This is a genomic window from Xanthomonas sp. NCPPB 2250 (assembly GCF_056725265.1).
Genome location: NZ_CM161520.1, coordinates 2,332,063 through 2,349,722, shown reverse-complemented (window position 1 = coordinate 2,349,722; position 17,660 = coordinate 2,332,063). Strand labels below are relative to the sequence as shown.

At 64.2% G+C, this 17,660-nt stretch carries 16 protein-coding genes; 6 read left to right on the top strand and 10 right to left on the bottom strand.

The genetic code is table 11. The features are described 5' to 3' along the window. Positions 1-8 precede the first annotated feature (8 nt). From trbE to AC1PMG_RS09825, 10 genes are all read right to left on the bottom strand, one after another. A complete protein-coding gene (trbE, locus tag AC1PMG_RS09870) occupies positions 9-2,471 on the bottom strand; it encodes a conjugal transfer protein TrbE (RefSeq protein WP_481111480.1) in 2,463 nt (820 codons plus the stop codon). An 11-nt stretch (positions 2,472-2,482) separates the two neighbouring features. Then, positions 2,483-2,779: a VirB3 family type IV secretion system protein gene (locus AC1PMG_RS09865; RefSeq protein WP_267092292.1), complete on the bottom strand. Its 297-nt coding sequence runs from the start codon at positions 2,777-2,779 to the stop codon at positions 2,483-2,485. Then, positions 2,776-3,159, bottom strand: coding sequence for a TrbC/VirB2 family type IV secretion system protein (locus AC1PMG_RS09860; RefSeq protein ID WP_267092293.1), 384 nt, complete (start codon positions 3,157-3,159; stop codon positions 2,776-2,778). Before AC1PMG_RS09860 ends, AC1PMG_RS09865 begins: the two co-directional genes overlap by 4 nt. Continuing rightward, positions 3,156-4,130, bottom strand: coding sequence for a P-type conjugative transfer ATPase TrbB (gene trbB / locus AC1PMG_RS09855; RefSeq protein ID WP_481111647.1), 975 nt, complete (start codon positions 4,128-4,130; stop codon positions 3,156-3,158). The genes AC1PMG_RS09860 and trbB overlap by 4 nt, the downstream gene beginning before the upstream one ends. 50 nt (positions 4,131-4,180) lie before the next feature. After that, positions 4,181-4,645, bottom strand: coding sequence for a CopG family transcriptional regulator (locus AC1PMG_RS09850; protein ID WP_481111479.1), 465 nt, complete (start codon positions 4,643-4,645; stop codon positions 4,181-4,183). After that, positions 4,642-6,645, bottom strand: a complete 2,004-nt coding sequence (locus AC1PMG_RS09845; RefSeq protein WP_481111478.1) for a conjugal transfer protein TraG — start codon at positions 6,643-6,645, stop codon at positions 4,642-4,644. The genes AC1PMG_RS09850 and AC1PMG_RS09845 overlap by 4 nt, the downstream gene beginning before the upstream one ends. A 228-nt stretch (positions 6,646-6,873) precedes the next feature. Beyond that, positions 6,874-7,107 carry an EexN family lipoprotein gene (locus tag AC1PMG_RS09840; protein ID WP_481111477.1) on the bottom strand — a complete coding sequence of 78 codons (234 nt, stop codon included), beginning with the start codon at positions 7,105-7,107 and terminating at the stop codon, positions 6,874-6,876. Positions 7,108-7,364: 257 nt separating this feature from the next. Further along, positions 7,365-8,303: a hypothetical protein gene (locus tag AC1PMG_RS09835; RefSeq protein ID WP_481111476.1), complete on the bottom strand. Its 939-nt coding sequence runs from the start codon at positions 8,301-8,303 to the stop codon at positions 7,365-7,367. A 269-nt stretch (positions 8,304-8,572) separates the two neighbouring features. Next, entirely contained in the window at positions 8,573-9,517 is a 945-nt protein-coding gene (locus tag AC1PMG_RS09830; protein WP_481111475.1) for a Bug family tripartite tricarboxylate transporter substrate binding protein, read from the bottom strand. A gap of 286 nt (positions 9,518-9,803) precedes the next feature. After that, positions 9,804-10,742: a LysR family transcriptional regulator gene (locus tag AC1PMG_RS09825; RefSeq protein ID WP_481111474.1), complete on the bottom strand. Its 939-nt coding sequence runs from the start codon at positions 10,740-10,742 to the stop codon at positions 9,804-9,806. A gap of 206 nt (positions 10,743-10,948) precedes the next feature. Between AC1PMG_RS09825 and AC1PMG_RS09820 the strand changes: the two genes are divergently transcribed. Genes AC1PMG_RS09820 through AC1PMG_RS09795 form a run of 6 tightly spaced genes read left to right on the top strand, consistent with a single transcriptional unit; the run spans position 10,949 to position 17,617 of the window. Beyond that, positions 10,949-13,297: a type VI secretion system Vgr family protein gene (locus tag AC1PMG_RS09820; protein WP_481111473.1), complete on the top strand. Its 2,349-nt coding sequence runs from the start codon at positions 10,949-10,951 to the stop codon at positions 13,295-13,297. Positions 13,298-13,313: 16 nt separating this feature from the next. Beyond that, entirely contained in the window at positions 13,314-14,432 is a 1,119-nt protein-coding gene (locus AC1PMG_RS09815) for a DUF2169 family type VI secretion system accessory protein (protein WP_481111472.1), read from the top strand. After that, positions 14,425-16,134: a PAAR-like domain-containing protein gene (locus AC1PMG_RS09810; protein WP_481111471.1), complete on the top strand. Its 1,710-nt coding sequence runs from the start codon at positions 14,425-14,427 to the stop codon at positions 16,132-16,134. Before AC1PMG_RS09815 ends, AC1PMG_RS09810 begins: the two co-directional genes overlap by 8 nt. A gap of 10 nt (positions 16,135-16,144) precedes the next feature. After that, positions 16,145-16,585, top strand: a complete 441-nt coding sequence (locus AC1PMG_RS09805) for a tetratricopeptide repeat protein (protein WP_481111470.1) — start codon at positions 16,145-16,147, stop codon at positions 16,583-16,585. Further along, positions 16,582-17,034, top strand: coding sequence for a tetratricopeptide repeat protein (locus AC1PMG_RS09800; RefSeq protein ID WP_481111469.1), 453 nt, complete (start codon positions 16,582-16,584; stop codon positions 17,032-17,034). Before AC1PMG_RS09805 ends, AC1PMG_RS09800 begins: the two co-directional genes overlap by 4 nt. 28 nt (positions 17,035-17,062) lie before the next feature. Beyond that, positions 17,063-17,617: a hypothetical protein gene (locus AC1PMG_RS09795; RefSeq protein ID WP_481111468.1), complete on the top strand. Its 555-nt coding sequence runs from the start codon at positions 17,063-17,065 to the stop codon at positions 17,615-17,617. The last annotated feature ends 43 nt before the right edge of the window (positions 17,618-17,660 follow it).

Genomic DNA, 17,660 nt, shown 5'->3' with positions numbered 1-17,660 from the left:
GAGGTCTCCTATGGATGGGTGGAGGTGTAGGCACCGCCCGGTGCGGTGCCCGGGTACTCACGCAGCAAGTCGGCCGCCCAATCGAGGCGGCGATGGCGCAGCCAGGCGCTCGCGAAGCCGGGCGTGCCGTGCTCGGCGAGGACGCGGTCGATGTCGCGTTGGTCCTGAGGCATGGACGCGCCGGCGAAGGCCAGCGCGACCGGCCCCAGGTCGAGGTCGAACAGCCGGTTGCCCAGGCGCGACTGGTAGTAGTAGTCGCGCTTCGGCGCGGCGTTGGCGACGATCTCGATCTGCCGCGCGTTGAGGCCGAAGCCTTGGTAGATGCCGCGGATCTGCGGCTCGGTGGCCTGCGGGTTGGGCAGGAAGATGCGGCTGGCGCAGCTTTCGATGATCGCGGGGGCGATGCTCGATTCCTGGATGTCGGCCAGCGACTGCGTAGCGAACACGACGCTGACGTTCTTTTTCCTGAGCGTCTTGAGCCACTGGCGGATGCGCGCGGCGAAGGCCGGCTCGTCGAGGAACAGCCACGCCTCGTCCAGGATCAGCAACGTCGGGGCCCCGTCGAAGTGCTCGTCGAAGCGCGCGAACAGGTAGCGCAGCACGGCCTGCACCGCCGCGGGGCTATGCATCAGTTCCTCCATCTCGAAGCACTGCACGTCGGCAGTGCCCAAACGGTCGCGGTCAGCGTCCAGCAGGTGGCCGTGCGCGCCGCCCAGCACGTAGGGCGCAATGGCCTGGCGCAGCGCGTTGGACTGCAGCAGCACCGACAGGCCCGTCATCGTGCGCTGCTCCACCGGCGCGCCCGCCAGGCTGCCCAGGGCGGACCAGATCGCGGCCTTCTCGTCGGGGCCGACAGCCGCGCCCTCGTGCAGCAGCCGGCCCTCGATCCACTCGGCCGCCCAGGCTCGGTAGCCCTCCTGGTCGATGCGTGCCAGCGGCTGGAAAGCGACGCCACCGCCCGGGCGGTCCGCGGCCTCCGCGCCGAGCTCGTAGTGTTCGCCGCCCAGGCCGAGCACCGTGGCGCGCATGGAGCGCCCCATGTCGAACACGAAGATGCGCGAGCCGCGGTAGCGACGGAACTGCATCGCCAGCGTTGCGAGCAACACCGACTTGCCCATGCCGGTCGGACCTGCGACTAGCGTGTGGCCCACGTCACCGATGTGCGTCACCAGCCGGAACGGCGTGGCGCCGTCCGTGCGAGTGACAACCAGCGGCGGGCCATCCAGATGGTCGTTCTTTTCCGGCCCGGCCCACACGGCGGAGACCGGCATCATGTGCGCCAGATTCAACGTGGACACGATCGGCTGGCGCACGTTGGCGTAGGCATTGCCCGGGATGGACGACAACCACGCATCCACGGCGTTGAGCGTTTCCGGGATCGTGACGAAGCCTCGCGCCTGGATGGCGCGCTCCACCATGCGCTGCTTCTCGTCGGCCACGTCCGGATCGGCATCCAGTACGGTCACCGTGGCGCTGAAGTAGCCGTAGGACACATGGTCGCTGCCCAGCTCCTGCATGGCCGCGTCGGCGTCCGCTGCCTTGTTGCTGGCATCCGTATCGACCAGCGGCGTCTCCTGCTGGAAGATGGTTTCGCGCAGCAGTGCAACGACGCTCTTGCGCTTGCTGAACCATTGCCGGCGCAGCCGTCGCAGTTCTTTCTCTGCCTCGGCCTTGTCCATGCAGAGATAGCGCGTGGACCAGCGGTAGGCGAACCCAAGCCGGTTGAGGTCGTCCAGCACGCCGGGCCAGGTGGACGACGGGAAGCCGCGCACGGACACCACACGCAGGTGCCGGTCGCCCAGCATCGGCGCCAGACCACCGACCAGCGGTGCGTCGGCCAGCAGCGCATCCAGATGAAACGGCACCTCCGGCACGGCTACTTGATGGCGCCGGGTGGAGACGGTGGCATGCAGGTAGGTGAACGTGGCCGCGTCGTCCAGCCACGCGATCTCCGGCATCACGCCATCGAGCAAATCGAAAACGCGATCGGTTTCCGCGACGAAAGCCTGCAGCCGCTCGCGCCAGTCCACGCCATTGCTGGCGTGGCTCTCGTAGAGCAGCCTGGCCGCTCGCGCGCGCGACTCTTCCGCTGGCAGATAGACGAGTGTCAGGTGATAGCTGCTCTCGAAGTGGCTGCCCGACTCCTCGAACGCGGCGCGGCGCTCCTCGTCCACGAGCCACGACAGTGGCTCAGGGAACACCGAGGATGGGTAGCCCGCGGCGCGCAGCCGCTCGGCCTCGATGAACAGCGCCCAGCCCGATCCCATCCGGCGCAGCGCGTTGTTCAAGCGCGCCGACGTGGCGATCAACTCGCCCTGCGTCGCGCTGTCCAGGTCGGGTCCACGGAAGCGTGCCGTGCGCTGAAACGATCCATCCTTGTTGAGCACCACGCCGGGCGCCACCAGCCCGGCCCAGGGTAGCCAGTCGGCCAGCATCGCCGGCCGCTTGCGGTATTCGGCAAGGTTCAGCATGCGACGGTTCCCTACGCGTCCAACAACGGCCGATGCCGCACGTGGCGGGCGAAGACCTGCATGAACTGCGGATCGACGCGCGCCCCCCACACCGCCAGGGAATGACCGGCGATCCACAGGAGCAGCCCGGGCAGCCAGAGCTGTAGCCCCATGCCCACTGCGGCGGCCAGCGTGCCGTTCGCGATGGCGACTGCGCGCGGCGCGCCGCCCAGCAGGATCGGCTCGGTCAGGGAGCGATGCAGCGGCACCTCGAAGCCCGGCAAGGCGTCTTGCTCCGTGCCCGGCGCTGCGTCATGGGCCGCCGTCATACGACGGCCCCGCCGGAGAAGCTGAAGAAGGACAGGAAGAACGACGACGCGGCGAACGCGATGGACAGGCCGAAGACGATCTGGATCAGCTTGCGGAAGCCGCCCGAGGTGTCGCCGAACGCGAGGGCCAGGCCCGTCGAGATGATGATGATGACGGCGACGATGCGTGCGACCGGGCCCTGGATGGATTCCAGGATCGACTGCAGCGGCCCTTCCCACGGCATCGACGAGCCGGCGGCCTGGGCCGCGCCGGCCAGCCCCAGCAGCAGGACCGCGAGCGCCATGCCACGCACTGCTGGCACGGCGAGGTGATCCGGCCGCGCGGGCCGGGAGTGCGGATGTACGGAATTACGGAAGGCAGGAAGATGCGCCTGCGTCATGGCAGTTCTCCAGATGGTTCAGTGGACAGGGAGGATTCCAGCGGCAGCTCCGGAAACGGGGCTTCCAGCGCGTCCGCCAGGCGGTAGCCCGAGCCATCGAAGCCGACGACCCGGGCGATGCTTTCGACGCGGCGCTTGTGGCCGCGTCCGGAGATGTGGATGACGACGTTCACCGCCTCGGCGATCAAGGCGCGTGGGGCGTTCAACGCCACTTCGAGGATGAGTTGTTCCAGGCGCAGCAGCGCACCATGTGCGGAACCGGCATGGATGGTGGCGATGCCCCCCGGATGCCCAGTGCCCCACACCTTGACCAGGTCCAGCGCTTCGCCGCCGCGCACCTCGCCGACCACCACGCGATCGGGCCGCAGGCGCATCGCGGAGCGCACCAGGTCCGTCATCGAGACGACGCCAGCCCGCGTGCGCAACGGCACGTGGTCGCGTGCCAGGCATTGCAGCTCCACGGTGTCTTCAAGCACCAACACCCGGTCGCCCGTGGTGGCGATTTCAGCGAGCAGCGCGTTGGCCAGCGTGGTCTTGCCGGTGCTGGTGCCGCCGGCGATCAGGATGTTCTGCCGCTCGCGCACGGCACGGCGCAGGAAGTCCGCCTGCTCCGCGCCCAGGATGCCATCGGCCACGTAACGCTCCAGCCCGATAACGTGCGCGGCGTGCTTGCGCAGCGCGAAGACCGGCGCCGGCGATGCCGGCGGCAACACGCCCTCGAAGCGCTCTCCCGTCTCCGGCAGCTCGGCGCTCAGCAACGGTCTGTCGCGATGCACCTCCGCGCCGACGTGCGTTGCCACCAGGCGGATGATGCGTTCCCCGTCGGCCTCGGACAGCTCGACCCCCAACGGGACACGACCGCGGGACAGCCTGTCCACCCAGAGGGAGCGGTCGGGATTGAGCATCACCTCCACCACGTCCGCATCGGCCAGAGCGGCGCCAATCACCGGCCCCATGGCGGTGCGCAGCATGCGCACGCGGCGATCGAGCGTGGTCGCCGTCGAGGTACGTGGCGCGGGCATCACGACGCGCGCTCCTGCACCTCGGCTGCTGCCACCGCATCCTCCATGCGCGCGGAGTCGGGCTGCATTTCCCCCACGACGTCGCGCACCAGGCTGCGGCCACGCAGCAGATGGCGGGCCAGTTGCTCCACGAACTGCTCGAAGCGCGCCCTGCCCTGCGCCCGCGCCGCCTCTTGATGGGCCTCGGGCAGAGGCGTGCTCACAGTCAGGAAGTAGCGCACGTACAGCGCCAACGTTTCGATCAGAATGGCTTGGTCGCGCTCCAGGCGCTCCAACTGCCGCGACAGGCGGTCCAGGCGCTTGGCGATGGCCGCTTCGCGCTGCTCTCCTGCATCCGTTGACAGCCAGGCCGCCAGTGCCGCCGCGACGATGGAAGACTTGGATACCCCCTTCTTCGCCGCCAGCTCATCGAGGCGTTTGGCATGCTCGGGTTGGATGAAGAGATTGAGGCGGTGTTGGGTCATAGGTCGATTCCGTCGTCAGGGTCAAGGGAGGCAAGCCGGGCCGTCCGTTGCATGGCCGGATCGAGCTGGCTGGGAAGCGGCAGCGGTGGGTCGTCGTCGTCGAGCAACCCCAGGTCGCTACCCGTCGGCAGCGGGTCGGCGCTGTATTCGGTGACCTCGGCGAGCTCGGGCTGCCGGCGCGGGCCGCCGTCATCACCGCCGTCCACCGCATCGGCGGCGACCGGGCCGCAAGCAGCGCTGGCGGCCACGGCGGGAATCGCCAGCCCGCTCCAGTCGTCCGGTCGCGACGGCGGCGCGTCCGCGTAGCGCCCAGGCGCCAGCGGCGGTGGCGGCATCACACGGCGCTTGAAATTGGCGTCCGCGTAGTAGCGCAGCTTCCTGGCCTTGATCGGCGGACTGCCGCCGACCATCACCACGGCCTCGTCGGGCGGGAGTTGCATCACCTCGCCGGGTGTGAGCAGCGGGCGCGCCGTTTCCTGGCGCGACACCATCAAGTGGCCCAGCCACGGCGCGAGACGGTGACCGGCATAGTTGCGCTGCGCGCGCAGTTCGGTGGCCGTGCCCAGCGTCTCGGAGATCCGCTTGGCGGTGCGCTCGTCGTTCGTCGCGAACGTCACCCGCACATGGCAGTTGTCCAGAATCGAATGGTTTTGCCCATACGCCTTGTCGATCTGGTTGAGCGACTGCGCGATGAGGAAGCTGCGGATGCCGTATCCGGCCATGAAGGCCAACGCCGTCTCGAAGAAGTCCAGGCGCCCAAGCGCCGGGAACTCGTCGAGCATCAGCAGCAGCTTGTGGCGACGCTCGATACCATCGAAGCCATCCAACGATTCCGTCAGCCGCCGTCCGATCTGATTGAGGATCAACCGGATGAGCGGCTTCGTGCGCGAGATGTCCGAGGGCGGCACGACCAGGTACAGCGATACCGGATGCTCAGCGGAGATGAGGTCGGCAATGCGCCAGTCGCATCGCGCCGTCACTTCCGCCACCGTGGGATCGCGGTACAGGCCGAGGAACGACATGGCCGTGCTCAGCACGCCGGAACGCTCGTTGTCCGACTTGTTCAGGACTTCGCGTGCGGCGGAGGCGACGACCGGGTGCGGGCCATCACCGAGGTGCCGCGTGGTCATCATCCGGTGCAGCGTCAGCTCGAACGGGCTGGCCGGGTCGGACAGGAAGTTGGCAACGCCGCGCAGCGTCTTGTCCTCGCCCGCGTACAGCACGTGGAGGATCGCGCCCACCAGCAGCGCGTGCGAGGTCTTCTCCCAATGGTTGCGGCGCTCAAGGGCGCCTTCGGGATCGACCAGAATGTCCGCGATGTTCTGTACGTCGCGCACCTCGTGCGCGCCGCGTCGGACCTCCAGCAGCGGGTTGTAGGCCGCCGACTTCGCATCCGTCGGATTGAACAGAAGGCAATGGCTGAAGCGGCTGCGCCAACCGGCCGTGATCTGCCAGTTCTCCCCCTTGATGTCGTGGATGACGGCGGACGCCGGCCAGGACAGCAGCGTGGGCACCACCATGCCGACACCCTTGCCGCTGCGCGTCGGGGCGAAGGTCAGAACGTGTTCCGGGCCCTCATGGCGCAGGTACTGGCGATCATGCTGGCCGAGGAACACGCCGGCCGGCTGGGTGAGGCCGGCTTTGCGGATGTCTTCCGCATTCGCCCAGCGTGCCGATCCATACGTCGTGACCAGGCGCGACTGGCGGGAGCGCCAGACCGACATCGCGATGGCGACCACCACGGCCAGCAAGCCGCTGCCGCCGGCGATCGCGCCTCCGATATCGAAGACGCCGGGGGCGTAGGCATCGTAGAAGAACCACCACTCGAACAGACGCCACGGGTGGTACACCCGCATTCCGTGGAGGTCGAACCAGGGCGCGCCCAGGCGCACCTGATAGCCCAGGGCCGCGGCGGTCCATTGGGTCGCGCTCCAGACCCCGGCAACCACCATGCCGAGGACCACCGCGACCTGCCCGAACAGCACCCCTTGACCCTGCATTCCTGCCTCCACTTCTCCTGCCTACGACCGGCACGAGCGCGTGCCGGATGGCGAGGATCGGTTTTAGCTCAAGGGACCGTCAAAGACTGTTCTGGCGAGGATTCATGCGCAAAAGATCAAACTTCCAGCCACGGCGAAGGCCATGAAAAAGCCGCAGGCCCGGGAGCGCTGCGGCGTAGTGGGATTCGAGTGCGAAGCACCGTGCTCCGCGCGCCACAGACCCTGGCGCTATGGCGACTTCTGTTCCGGCCTATCTCCGAGGAAGCGGCGGTTGAAGGCCTGCGCCGCCTTCTCGCATAGCGCGTCCGAGACCTTCTCTCGCTCCTCGCGGCACTGGCGACGCAGTTCCTTCAAGCGCTCAGGATTGGCCACCAGCGAATCGACCGTCTCGGCGGGTTGCGACGGTCCGCAGCCGGCCAGCAGCATCGCAAGCAAGGGGATTGCAACGGGTGTCTTGTGCATCAAGTGTTCTCCACAAATTGGTGCTGGCGCGGCAGCGCCAGAGACTTCCTGTTGGTGCAACGCTCCGCAGCCCACATAGGGACAAGCGAAGCGCGCACATCGTAACGTCTCACTGTCTCGATGTGCACACCGGTTCGTGCGCTCCAAGAATGGCGGATTTTCAGTTTGAGACAGAAGTCAATTCGAAAGTGCGCGCAACGGTTCCGCGCCAACGCAACGCGTTACCGCATGCTTTTCCCAGCGAATGGACCGCGCCGTCAGGCAGCGCAGGCCTCGTCGCGAATCGCTAGACTCGACGTACCGCTCAACAGCAGGCGCCTTGCGTCCACTACCGCAGCACTGCCCTCGGCCGTCAGCCCGCCGGCGTCATCCAGCAGCCGCACCTGAAGCAGCCGAAGCTGCGCGGCGCACCACGACTTCAGGTTGTGCTGCTGGACCTGGTCGAACTCCGCGTAGATGTACTCCACCGGCAGGCCTCCCGCGCCGCTGTACCGCGCGTCCAGCGCGGACAACACACGGCCAGCCAGCGGATCCAGTCGCTCTGACAGCTGTGCCAGCATCCAGGCGCATTCCTGCATCCGCAGGTCTATAGCAAGCAAGGTCTCGGCTATGCACTCCAACTGGTGGACGACATCCCGATAGCTGCCGGCAAAGACGGCGCAACGCACATCGGGTTGATCGCACACGCAGCGCGCCAGATCGCCCAACCCACGCAACAATGCGGCATCGATCACCCCGCCCAGAACCTGCCACGACTGAGTCAGGTACAGCGGCACGGTTCCACTCGCGATCCAGTGCAAGGTGGGGTTTTCCGCGGCCTCGCTGAAATTCGCGGAGTCGAAGCCCAGCCCCCACGCCACTTGGGATGTGGGGGCCAATCCATGCCAGCCGTACTCCAGCATGCCGCCCGCCCAAGTTGCCGAGGCACGGACCTTGTTCGTCACCAGGCCGTGCAGCGGACCGCGGGGCAACCGATCCGCAACCCTGGCAAGCTGCGCCGCGGTGACGCCCAATGCTCGTAAGCGCGCGATGGCGACCGCATGCGCGCTACCGTCCAATGCGCAGCGCACCGCCGCCAGCGCTTGCGCCACATGCAGCACATGCCCGCGCATCACCGGGTCCTTGAAGCTGCCGGGCTTGGCAAGCGGCGCTAAGGCCGCGCCCAGCGCGTCATGTACGTTGGAATGGGAATGCATGGTCGTGTCTCTCCTCCAGGGTGCCGCGCATCGGGCACCCTGTCTCTCGGGGCGCGAGTCCGCCCCTGCCCTCGCGGGCATGCAATTGATGAAGAATAGAATCCGCGCTGCATACCAGGTGGGGGTATGCAGACCGGGCCCGCCCATCTGGTGGGGTCAGAGTGCAGCGATCAGCTCATTGGCATCGAGAGCACTGCACACGGGATTGGCCTCGTTGCACAAACTCTCCATCTGCTGACGAGCCAGTGGAGCTGGGCCGTCCGCCTACCTCACTGCGGACTGATGCCCGCAGCCCGCGCAACCGCACCCCACTTCGAGATCTCGTCACCCAGAAAGCGGTCGAACTCTTCCGGTGACGACGGGAACGCGGTGAGGCCTGCGGTAGCAAAGCGCTTCTGAACGGCAGGATCATCCAGCACCTCGCGCAACGTGGCGTTCAGTTGCCTCACGACTTCGGGCGGGGTGTGTGCGGGCGCCGCCAGCCCAATCCAGCTGGAAAGGTCGTAGTCCTTGATACCCTGCTCGGCGATGGTTGGAATGTCCGGCGCCAGCGATGTCCGGCGCGCCGTCGTAACACCCAACGCAGTCACACGCCCTGCTCTTGCCGCTTGTAGGCTATTGAGAACATCAGCGATCACGAAGTCGTTTGTCCCGCCCATCAGGTCTGTCACGGCCAAGTTGTTGCCCTTGTATCCCACCGCCGTCGCGGTGAAGCCCGCCAGCGATACGAACCGCGCAGCTTTCAATTGGCTGCTTCCCGACCCATATCCGTACGAGAGCTTGCCGGGGTGCGCTTTGCCGTAGGCGACCAGTTCCTGCACATTCCGAACCGGCAGCGACTTGCTGGAGACCAGCAGGAACGGTAGTTCCGCGATCAGGGAAATCGGCGCGAAGTCTTTACGCGGGTCGTATGGCAGCGCCTTCATCAATGCCAGATTGCTTGCTCCGTTGGTGACCCCAACCAAGAGCAAGGTGTGGCCGTCAGGCGCGGCCCGGACCACGGCCAATGTGCCGACCACGGCGTTGCCGCCGGGCTGGTTGTCCACGACGACAGGCTGCTTGAGCCGATTGCCCATGGACTCGGCCAACGTTCTCGCCACAACATCGGAAGTGCTTCCTGCCGGCATCGGCACGACCAGGCGGATCGGCTTGTCGGGGAAGGCTGCGGCCAGGAGCGGAACGGCGATGAGCGATGCGATGATGGTCCTTTTCATAGTTTCCTCCCGAGGTCGATCGCTTCTCCAGCGCGCCAGCACGAGATGCGATCAGGTTGTTCCAATGCGCTCAACTGGCAGGTGCGAGGGTCAACGCGCCGCGGTTGCGCGCCCGGCAACCATTGAGAAGCGGGCTCCAGCAAGGCGGAGAATGCGCAAAAGCAGTTGGTGGTCGAAATGCTATGCCGGCTGCTGGAATGTGACGATTGCTTAATTCGCCATGGGGGATGCATCCTTCGCAATCGGGCCGCGATCGCCTATGCATTTGAGTAAACAGTTATGGTCGCTATAAAGCCGACTTTGTCTGTTGGCGCGTGGGCACCAGTCCTGCCTTCCGATCTTCTACAGCCTGCTCCTTGAGCGCACTGATAAACGGTGCGACGTAAGGCCTTGCTACTCCGAGCGAAGAGCGCACGACCGAAGGGGTCAAACATATGTCCTCAGTAATCGGCACCGCGCGCAGATGGTGGTTCCCCTGTGCCTGAATCGTGAATTCATCCAGCAATGCCACCCCGACACCGGCTGCGGCAAGCGAGTACCCGACATCCATCTGCCAGATATGGGTGCATACGTTCAGTGATAGCCCCCGTTTTTCGAGTGCGGCTTCGATCAGATGCCCGCCAGGATTGCTGGGGTGTGGAGCTATGACAGGGACATTGGTGAGATCCCCCAGGCTGATGTGCTCATGCGAAGCGAGAGGGTGATCAATCGGCATTACGCAAACGATACGCCCTGTAGTCAACTGCTCGACTTCCAAGTTGACATGCTGCAAGGGGAGCACGGCGATCGCCAGGTCCGCCTGATTACTCAGGAGGACGCGGGGCATGTCAGCGAGTGTGCACACCCGTAGTTGCACTTGCACTTTGGGGTGGCGGGCAAGAAAGCGTGCAACGGCTTTCGCGGCCAGTCCGCGAGAAAGGCAAGAACTGGAGCAAATGTTCAGAGAGCCTGCAGATCCATTGCGAAGGTTTGTTGCCAGATCGTTGACCTGAAGCGCATGCAAGTAGCACGCCTCAACTTCGTCGATCAGAGCCTTGGCCTCCTCCGTAGGGCACAAGCGGCCACCAACGCGATCGAACAGAGGGTATCCAAGACGTTGCTCCGTATGGGCAATTCCTCGGCTTACAGCAGGCTGGGACATCGACAGGAACTTCGCGGCCCCTTTCACTGATCCGGCCTGCATGACCGCCCGGAACAACTCCATCTGCCTCAAGCTAAACCGCATGTGTGGCCCCTCCTATGTTGATTGCAACACTCAACAACGGGGCTGCACGATCTCTCGACATCGCATCGAATTTCATGCGATGCATAACGATTAACGATCTGAAACAAAACAAATCGGCGGCGGCATGTTCGACTCAGCCATGCTCGCACTAAGATCGCGCCCGTTCTGGCACAAGGTGGCATGGCATTACGCCGATGCCTCAACAAATGACTCGCCGCGTCACCATTAAAACGGCCCTGGGAGAGGCCCTGCAATTTCGACAATTGCGGGGCGAGGAAACACTTTCGTCGCTGTATTCCTTCGAGATCGATCTACTCTCCGAGGAGCGCGACATCGACCCCAAAGCGCTTTTGGGCAAGTCCGCAACCGTCGAGATCGAGACAGAAGGCGGCGGCAAGCGCTACCTGGACGGCCTGGTCACGCGCTTCGGCATGCAGGGGCAGGACCATCGCCTGTACTCGTACCACCTGCGCCTGCAGCCGTGGCTCTGGGTGGCCACGCGGCGGCAGGACTTCCGCATCTTCCAGTTCAAGACCGTGCCGCAGATCGTGCAGGAGGTGCTGGGCCGCTACGGTTACCCCATGCAGCTCAAGCTCACGCGCGCCTACCGCGCCTGGGACTACTGCGTGCAGTACGGCGAGAGCGACTTCGACTTCGTCTCGCGCCTCTTGGAGCATGAGGGCGCGTACTACTACTTCCAGCACGCGAGCGGCCAGCACACCCTGGTGATCGCCGACGACATCGTGGCCGGCCACGAGCCGCTGCCGGGCGCGGCCGTGATCCCGTTCTACCCGCCCGAGAAGTCGGCCGTCGCGGACCGCGAGAACATCCACGCCTGGACGCTGGGCGAGGAGATCAAGCCCGGCCGGTACTACAACGACGACTACGACTTCAAGAAGCCGAGGTCGGACCTCTCCAACATGCGCCAGCAGCCGCCGGGCCATGCGCACGATGCCTACGAGATCTACGAATGGCCGGGCGGCTACGTGCAGCATGGCGATGGTGAGCAATACGCCCGCGTGCGCCTGCAGGAAGGGCTGACCGGCCACAGCACCGTCCGAGGCGAATCCCGCCACCGGAGCCTCGCGACGGGCTACACCTTCACGCTGGAGAACTACCCGCGCGGCGACCAGAACCGGCAGTACCTCATCACGGGCGTCACCTACCACCTGCACGAGAACCCGCGCAGCTCATCGTTCAACAGCGCCAAGCCTGGGGAATCGCTCAAGCACAACGAGGAGCAGGGGTCGTTCCAGAAATTCAGCCTCACGGCCCAGCCCACGAGCCTGCCGTACACCCCTGCGCGCAAGACGCAAAAGCCGCGCACGACGGGTCCGCAGACGGCCGTCGTGGTCGGCCCGGCCGGAGAAGAAATCTGGACGGACGAATACGGCCGCATCAAGGTGCAGTTCCACTGGGACCGGCTGGGGGCGATGGACGAGAACTCCAGTTGCTGGATGCGGGTGGCGACGAGCTGGGCGGGCTCGGGGTTCGGGGCGATCTCGATCCCGCGCATCGGGCACGAAGTGGTGGTGGACTTCCTCAACGGAGATCCGGACTACCCGCTGGTCGTAGGCAGCGTCTACAACGCCGCGAACATGCCGCCCTGGGCCTTGCCGGGCAATGCCACGCAGTCGGGCATCAAGACGAAGTCGAGCAAGGGCGGGGCGTTCGGCGACGGGATGAAGAACGGCGCGGGCGACGCGAACGCGATCCGCTTCGAGGACAAGAAGGGCGCGGAGCAGGTGTGGCTGCACGCGCAGAAGGACCAGCTCATCGAGGTGGAGAACGATGAGGACCACTGGGTGGGCCAGGACCGGCGAAAGACGATCGACCGGGACGAGACGAACACCATCCACCGGGACCGGACCGAGACGGTCGATCGCAACGAGAAGATCACGGTGCATGGCTGGCGCACCGAGGAGGTCGATGGCGACGAGACCATCACCATCCACTCCAACCGCAAGGAGCGGGTGGACCACAACGAGACGATCTCTATCGGCGACAACCGGGATGAAACGGTCGGCATCAATGAAGACATCCGTATCGGCAAGAACCGCAGCAAGACAGTCGGCCGCAACGAGACCGATTCCATCTCGAAAAACTGGACCACTACGGTCGGCCTGCTGAAGACCGAGACCATCGGCGTGGGCTGCATCCAGACCACGGGCGTTTTCAAGATGGCCAACGTCGGCGTGGCCTACAACCTCAACGTGGGCATCACGATGATGACCAACGTGGGCATGAACCGCAGCGACACCATCGGCATGGAGCACACCCACACGGCGGGCAAGAAATACGCGCTCACCGTAGGCGGCGGCGGTGGGGCTGCGGCCGGCGCGGTCTCCAAGAACATCACCGCACCCTCCGGTGGCGCTGGAGCAAAAGGCGGCTCCAGCCTGGTCATGGACGAAACCAGCATCACCCTCAAGGTGGGCAAATCCGTGCTGGAGATGAAGGACGACGGCACGGTCAGCGTCAACGGCAAGCTCATCCAGATCACGGCCGATGGCGACAACGTGGTGATCCAGGGCGAAGACATCCACCTGAACTGATTCGCCCTGGACTGGCATGGACGTCGAAAACCACAGCCCGTTCCCGCACATGGTCATCGAGAAAGCGACCACCAAAGGTCGCTTCTTCGATGTCGTCATCGTCGCGGGCAGTTTCACCCTCGCGCACGGGCAGCCCGTGCTGGCCATGGATGAGCAAATCCCCATCCAGTGCGTGGACCGCTACGTCGGCGCGCCCGAGAGCACGCCGTTCCTGGAAGAAACCCACCTCGTCGTCGGCAAGCAGCGCACGGACGTGCATGTGCTCGGCCACGCCCGGCCCCTGGACGGCAAGCCCGCGACGCACTGGCCCATCGGAGTGCGTGTCGGCCCCCTCACCAAGACCGCGCAGGTCACGGGCCTGCGTGCGTGGCACTGGACACCGCTGCGCGGCTGGCACCTGACGAAGCCCGAACCAACGACCGCCGTGCCCCTGCACGCCGGGATGGCGTACGGCGGCGCGGTGCGCCGTGCCCGCTACCGCGGGCCGGCCACCGACGACATCCACGATGCCCAGGCCTTCGACACCTACCAGCCCAATCCGGTGGGGCGGGGATATGTGGGCGACGCCGATTTGGACCGCGCCCAGTTCTACCTGGCCCCGCAGATCGAGGATGTGCAAAAGCCGTTGCGCGACATCCGGGAGCGGCTCGCGCCAGTTTGCTTCGGCCCGGTGCCCCGGTGGAACCCGCAGCGTGCCCGCTATGCCGGAACCTACGACGACGCATGGCGTGCGGAGCACTTCCCGTACCTGCCGCCTGATTTCGATTTCGCGTTCTACCAATCCGCGCAGCCTGACCTGATCGCGAACGGCTGGCTGAAAGGGGATGAACCCGTCACGTTGATCGGCTGCGACCCCACCGGCCGTATCGACACCCAGCTTCCGGGTATCGACATCCTGAGCTTGCTCACGGACGAGGACGGGCTGACACAACCCCTTCCGCTACGGCTGGACACGGTGACCATCAATCTCGACAGGCTATCGCTGCAAATGGTGTGGCGCCGTGCAGTGCCGAAGGAATGGGGGCTACGCAAGGTCATGTTGGCGGGCATTCCCGCCGGGCCTGCGCAGCGTGGCGCCGAACATCCTGTCCATATCCACCGCCAGCGGGCTTCGACGGAGGTGGGTCATGGCTAGAAAGCACATCGCCGAAGCCACCGCGAAGTGGATCGCGGTCTGCACGACACCGGATGTATGCAAGGTCGGCGGCACCGCCGTCCCGTTCGACAGCTTCAGGAGCCTGTCGAACAAATTGAAGTATTCCCCGAACGTGTACGCGCGTGGGATGCCGGTGTATCGGTTGACCGACTGGGTCCGCGGCACAGATGCAAACGCGGGTATGGGCGTCGTGTCGCAGACGTCACAGCAGCCTGGGCACGTACGGCTGATCGGCGACAACACGAGCGTGAAGGTGAACGGACTGATCTGTGCGCGCCACGACACGATAGTACAGATGAACGTCGGGCCAGGTGGGCCCAACACCGTCGGCAAACTCATCACAGAGCAAAGTGCGCCAGCGGGAGAGGTGAAGAACGGCAAACTGCCCTGCAATGACCCACCGAAGACCTCACCGGAGCTGGAAAGGCTGCAGCAACTCAAAGAGAAGCTGAGCTTCATGAATCCGGACCAATTGGATGAATACATCCGATTTGGCGATTGGAGTAAATCAGCGGACGAGGCCATCGCCTCGATCGACATGAAGAACGAGGGCGGATGGTCCACGGCGGGTCACTATGGTGGACAGGTGGCGCGGGGTGCTCTCGGCTTCGTCAAGGACATCGGCCTTGGGCTGGGGCAGCTTCTCTACACTGTCGGCAAGAAGGGCAACATCGCAGGCGCCCTTCATAGCAATCTGGACGCGCAGATACTCGCGGAGCAGATCCGACTGGGCAATGTCTGCCTGGAAACGCTCAAGCAGGCCGCCAAGGCCGCGGGCCATGAATTGACCAAGCCGGTGACGGATGCCTGGGAAAAAGGCAACTACGTCGAGGCGGTAACGAGGGCCGGCTTGGAGATAGGAAGCCTGGTGCTGGTCGTCGGGGATGTGGCCAAGCTGGCACAGGGTGCGAAAGCAGTAGAAGCCGCAAGCGCTGGTGTGAAGGCGGCGGATGCAGTCAGTGCAGGGAGCAAAGCTGGCGAGGGCTTGGCTGCCGGTGGGAAAGCGGCTGAGGGGGCCGGGGTCGGCGCCAAGATGGGTGACGAACTCGGGACTGTCGCTAAGCCGGGTGAAGCTTCCAAGGCAGCGGATGCACTGAGCGCTGGCGGCAAGGCTGGCGAGGACGTGGCAGCGGGTGGGAAAGCGGCTGAAGGCACCGGGGTCGGTGCAAAGATGGAAGACGAACTCGGGACTGTCGCCAAGCCGGGTGAAGCTTCCAAGGCGGCCGAGGCGGCAGAAGTGCCTGTGGAGGAATACAGAGTCCTCACGAAGAAGGGTAAGTCGGTCAAAGAATTTTCAACCCGGAAGGCGAACGGAGTAAAGATCAAAGCCCGCAGCCTGCGTGAGTTGTTCTTGGGCAAGACACCGGGTAAGACATCAAAAACCGGCCGTGACGTCATTGCGAGGATGGAAAAAGACGGGCAAATACGGACGGACCCTCTCACGGGCGAGAAGCAGTTTAAGGCATCTAACCAAAAGTGGTATAATATAGACGAGGCTGATATGGCGCATACAAAAGATGCAGTTACATATTGGAATAAAGAAGGTCGATATTACGGCGCAAGATCGCCCGAGGTTAGAGCGTTTATGACCGACTCCAAGAATTATGTTTTGGATCACTACAGTTTAAACAGGTCTGCTGGCGCCAAGCTGCCTGAAAATTATTTAAACCCTTTGAAATAGAGGAGTTTTCATGGACGTTCAAGCCCTTCCTCCCGAAGTATTGGAAAAGCTGGTCCAAAATGGGAAGGTATACAGGGACGCCAAAGCTGCGGGAGACTATGCTTTGGCTGAATCGCAGTTGCTAGCGAGCTGGGACGCTTTTCCGGATCCAAAGCACTCCTGGGATTCTTCCGAAAGTGTAATAAAGACAATCGTAGGCTATTACATAGAGAGGAAGAATTTTTCTGCTGCGGAAAACTGGGTGAAAGAACTTTTCAAATGCGACCCTCTTCCGGGCGACCCCAAACCTTACCTTCTGCTTGGAAAGATATATTACGAATCCGGCAGGCACGAGTTGGCAGCGAAAAATCTTATCAAGGCATATGAGATGGGTGGCAGAAGAGGTTATGCCAGTGAAGATCCGAAATACTTGAAGTTCGCACTGGACCAAGTCAAAAAAGCGAGTAAATGATGGCGAGCGATGATGTTGAGGACGATGCCGGCCCCGAGTTGCCCGACGAGATCTACGAGAAGGTGACTGCGCTGTCGGAAAAAGCCAACGACGCATTGGAGAGCGACAGGCCTTCGGCTGCCATCGAGCCGCTGCAGCAGGCGCTCGACCTGTTGCCCGCACCACAGCATGAGTGGGAGGCGTGGACTTGGTTGAACGGCTCGCTGGGCGAGGCGTATTTCAACCTCTCCGATTTCAGGATGGCGCGCATCTCGTTTCTTGACGCCATGAGTGGACCAGGTGGTCAGGGGAACCCTTACCTGTTGCTACGGGTGGGCCAGTCGGCCCTCGAACTGGGGGAGACGACGCAAGCCAGGCAGATGCTGGCGCAAGCCCATATGCAGGAAGGCGATGAATTGTTTTCGGATGAGGATCCAAAGTACCTGGCGTTTCTGCGCTCGAATCGCTGATCGGCCTGATCTTTACGGGAGTTGCTGTATGCCCATCCGATTCGATCCTCTGCCCGACATGCTGCTGCGCAATCTTGGCCGCTACAGTCGCCAGGAGCCGCTGCACAAAGCGTTGATGTCGTTGCAGCCGCCAGTCAGAGATCTTCGTCGCGGCCGTGATGCCGACCCGTATCCCGTCAGCGTGGATTGCCTGGGGCTGGATCTGATGTTGCAGTGCATGGACCCCACCCTACCCGACCATGAGCAGCTGTGGGGTCTGCACGCCCTGACCTTTCATACTCCCTTGTCCCGGCCAGCCGCGCCGTGGAAAGGTGATTGGCCCAAAGGACTCGACGTGGCAACGGCTACCTCGCGGGATGTCGTGGCACTGCTGGCAGAAGATGGCGATGACGCGTTACTCGCATTGCCGGAGATGGCTTGCTTCCTGGTGCCTGGATTCGACGGTCAGACCTGGGCAGTGCAGTGCGCTTTCGGTGGCCCGGGCAAGACACTGCAGACCATGAGCCTGGTGCGCACCGGAGAATGGGTGGGGGCATCATGGCTTCCCGAATTCAAGCCAACCAAAGCCGCCATCGCAGCCTGATTGCATGCTGGACGCAATGCATACACGTCCAATCGCTACGCCC

What these genes read in the sequence shown, in the direction of transcription:
- AC1PMG_RS09865 (WP_267092292.1), bottom strand. Translation starts at nt 2,779, where the DNA reads ATGACGGCGGCCCATGACGCAGCGCCGGGCACGGAGCAAGACGCCTTG.
- AC1PMG_RS09850 (WP_481111479.1), bottom strand. Translation starts at nt 4,645, where the DNA reads ATGACCCAACACCGCCTCAATCTCTTCATCCAACCCGAGCATGCCAAA.
- AC1PMG_RS09820 (WP_481111473.1), top strand. Translation starts at nt 10,949, where the DNA reads ATGACTCGCCGCGTCACCATTAAAACGGCCCTGGGAGAGGCCCTGCAA.
- AC1PMG_RS09860 (WP_267092293.1), bottom strand. Translation starts at nt 3,159, where the DNA reads ATGACGCAGGCGCATCTTCCTGCCTTCCGTAATTCCGTACATCCGCAC.
- AC1PMG_RS09805 (WP_481111470.1), top strand. Translation starts at nt 16,145, where the DNA reads ATGGACGTTCAAGCCCTTCCTCCCGAAGTATTGGAAAAGCTGGTCCAA.
- AC1PMG_RS09830 (WP_481111475.1), bottom strand. Translation starts at nt 9,517, where the DNA reads ATGAAAAGGACCATCATCGCATCGCTCATCGCCGTTCCGCTCCTGGCC.
- AC1PMG_RS09845 (WP_481111478.1), bottom strand. Translation starts at nt 6,645, where the DNA reads ATGCAGGGTCAAGGGGTGCTGTTCGGGCAGGTCGCGGTGGTCCTCGGC.
- AC1PMG_RS09840 (WP_481111477.1), bottom strand. Translation starts at nt 7,107, where the DNA reads ATGCACAAGACACCCGTTGCAATCCCCTTGCTTGCGATGCTGCTGGCC.
- AC1PMG_RS09835 (WP_481111476.1), bottom strand. Translation starts at nt 8,303, where the DNA reads ATGCATTCCCATTCCAACGTACATGACGCGCTGGGCGCGGCCTTAGCG.
- AC1PMG_RS09795 (WP_481111468.1), top strand. Translation starts at nt 17,063, where the DNA reads ATGCCCATCCGATTCGATCCTCTGCCCGACATGCTGCTGCGCAATCTT.
- trbE (WP_481111480.1), bottom strand. Translation starts at nt 2,471, where the DNA reads ATGCTGAACCTTGCCGAATACCGCAAGCGGCCGGCGATGCTGGCCGAC.
- trbB (WP_481111647.1), bottom strand. Translation starts at nt 4,130, where the DNA reads ATGCTGCGCACCGCCATGGGGCCGGTGATTGGCGCCGCTCTGGCCGAT.
- AC1PMG_RS09825 (WP_481111474.1), bottom strand. Translation starts at nt 10,742, where the DNA reads ATGCGGTTTAGCTTGAGGCAGATGGAGTTGTTCCGGGCGGTCATGCAG.
- AC1PMG_RS09800 (WP_481111469.1), top strand. Translation starts at nt 16,582, where the DNA reads ATGATGGCGAGCGATGATGTTGAGGACGATGCCGGCCCCGAGTTGCCC.
- AC1PMG_RS09810 (WP_481111471.1), top strand. Translation starts at nt 14,425, where the DNA reads ATGGCTAGAAAGCACATCGCCGAAGCCACCGCGAAGTGGATCGCGGTC.
- AC1PMG_RS09815 (WP_481111472.1), top strand. Translation starts at nt 13,314, where the DNA reads ATGGACGTCGAAAACCACAGCCCGTTCCCGCACATGGTCATCGAGAAA.